Genomic DNA, 1,152 nt, shown 5'->3' on the forward strand with positions numbered 1-1,152 from the left:
GTCTCTCCTGGGGGTCAGACGCGCTCGACGATGGTGGCGATGCCCATGCCGCCGCCGATGCACAGCGTGGCCATGCCGTAGCGCTTCTCGCGGCGGTGCAGCTCGTCGACGAGCGTGCCGAGGATCATCGCGCCGGTGGCGCCGAGGGGGTGGCCCATGGCGATCGCGCCGCCGTTGACGTTGGTCTGCTCGTGGGGGTAGTCGCCGAGGTCGCGCATGAGCTTCATGGCGACCGCGGCGAAGGCCTCGTTGATCTCGATCAGGTCGATGTCCTCGATGGACAGGCCGGCCTTGTCGAGCGCCTTGCGGCAGGCGGGGCCGGGGCCCGTCAGCATGATCGTCGGCTCCGAGCCGATGACGGCGGTCGAGACGATGCGGGCGCGGGGCGTGAGCCCGTGACGCTCGCCGGCGTTCTCGTTGCCGATCAGCACGAGCGAGGCGCCGTCGACGATGCCGGAGCTGTTGCCGGCGTGGTGGACGTGGTTGATCTTCTCGACCGTCGTGTACTTCTCGAGCGCGACCGCGTCGAACCCGGCGAAGTCGCCGAGGTCCTTGAACGACGGCTTGAGGCCCGAGAGGGACTCGGCCGTCGTTCCCTCGCGCACGAACTCGTCGTGGTCGAGGATCGTCATGCCGTTGACGTCCTTGACGGGGATGACGGAGTTCGCGAAGTAGCCGTTGGCGATCGCCTTGGCGGCGCGCGCCTGCGACTCGGCGGCGAACTGGTCCACGTCGTCGCGGCTGAAGCCCTCGAGGGTCGCGATGAGGTCGGCGCCGATGCCCTGGGGCACGAAGTCGGTGTCGAGCGCGGTCCGGGGGTCCATCGCCCAGGCGCCACCGTCGGAGGCCATGGGCACGCGGCTCATGGACTCGACGCCGCCGGCGACGATGAGGTCCTCCCAGCCGGACTTGACCCGGGCCGAGGCCTGGTTGACCGACTCGAGGCCGGAGCCGCAGAAGCGGTTCAGCTGGACGCCGGCGACCTGCTCGCCGAAGCCGGCCGCCAGGACCGCGGTGCGGGAGATGTCGGCGCCCTGGTCGCCCACGGGCGAGACGACGCCCAGGACGACGTCGTCGACCTGGTTGGCGTCGAGGGCGGGGTTGCGGGTCTTGATCTCGTCGAGCAGCCCGTTGAGCAGCGAGATCGGCTTG

General features: G+C 70.3%; 1 protein-coding gene. It reads right to left on the bottom strand.

Translation table 11 applies throughout. The features are described from left to right. Nucleotides 1–14: 14 nt before the first annotated feature. On the bottom strand, nucleotides 15–1,152 hold a 1,138-nt coding region (locus ASF38_RS08985; protein WP_056575273.1), incomplete at its 5' end, for an acetyl-CoA C-acetyltransferase.

Origin of the sequence: Aeromicrobium sp. Leaf272 (assembly GCF_001422865.1) — a bacterium.
Lineage (GTDB): Bacteria > Actinomycetota > Actinomycetes > Propionibacteriales > Nocardioidaceae > Aeromicrobium.